This is a genomic window from Achromobacter sp. 2789STDY5608621 (genome assembly GCF_001299375.1).
Classification (GTDB): domain Bacteria; phylum Pseudomonadota; class Gammaproteobacteria; order Burkholderiales; family Burkholderiaceae_B; genus Achromobacter; species Achromobacter insuavis.
The window spans coordinates 32,827-33,397 of the sequence record NZ_CYTU01000056.1; the positions used below are offsets into that span (position 1 = coordinate 32,827).

The 571-nt window shown below is 77.8% G+C and carries 2 protein-coding genes; both read left to right on the top strand.

Translation table 11 applies throughout. From position 1 onward, the window contains the following. Positions 1-348: hypothetical protein (locus tag AOZ53_RS29335; protein ID WP_197286542.1), on the top strand; the 348-nt coding region annotated here is incomplete at its 5' end. Positions 349-352: 4 nt separating this feature from the next. Further along, on the top strand, positions 353-571 hold a 219-nt coding region (locus AOZ53_RS29340; RefSeq protein WP_197286543.1), incomplete at its 3' end, for a hypothetical protein.

Sequence of the window (571 nt, forward strand, 5' to 3'; positions counted from 1 at the left end):
GACCTGGAGGCGGTCCTGCGCCAGGCGGGTCCGGCGCCGGCGGCGCGCCAGGCCGCGGTCTCCCCCGAGGCGCTGGGCCGCTGGCTCGACGCGGCCGGATTGGCGGGGCGCTACGAACTCGGCGCCGACGAGAGCGCGGCCGGCGCCTGGCGCATCGTGTTCCACCGGGCGCCGGCGGCGCCGCTGGCGGCCTGGCTGCTGGCCGGACCGGCGCCGTTTCCGCTGGCGTTGACGCGCGTTGCCTTGCAGCGCCAGGACCAGGCCGAACCCGGCGATCCCGCGGTGGCGCCGGGCGAAGGCCTGGCGGGCGTCGTGCTGTTGAGCCCCATTTCCCGCGACCAGAGGTGAGCCCGTGACGCCGTCCCGCTTGCGCCGCACGCCCGAGCGCATCCCTGCCCATCGCAGCGTCCTCGGCCTGGCCCTGTCGCTGGCCCTGGCCGCCTGCGCGTCGCCGCAGGGCGATGATCGCCGCAGGGGCGAACTGTCGATCGATCAGGTGCCGCCACTGGCGTCGTCGCTGGCGCCTTCGGCGCAGCCGCGGCGGGTGGCGCAGGCCGATGGCGCGGCAGGC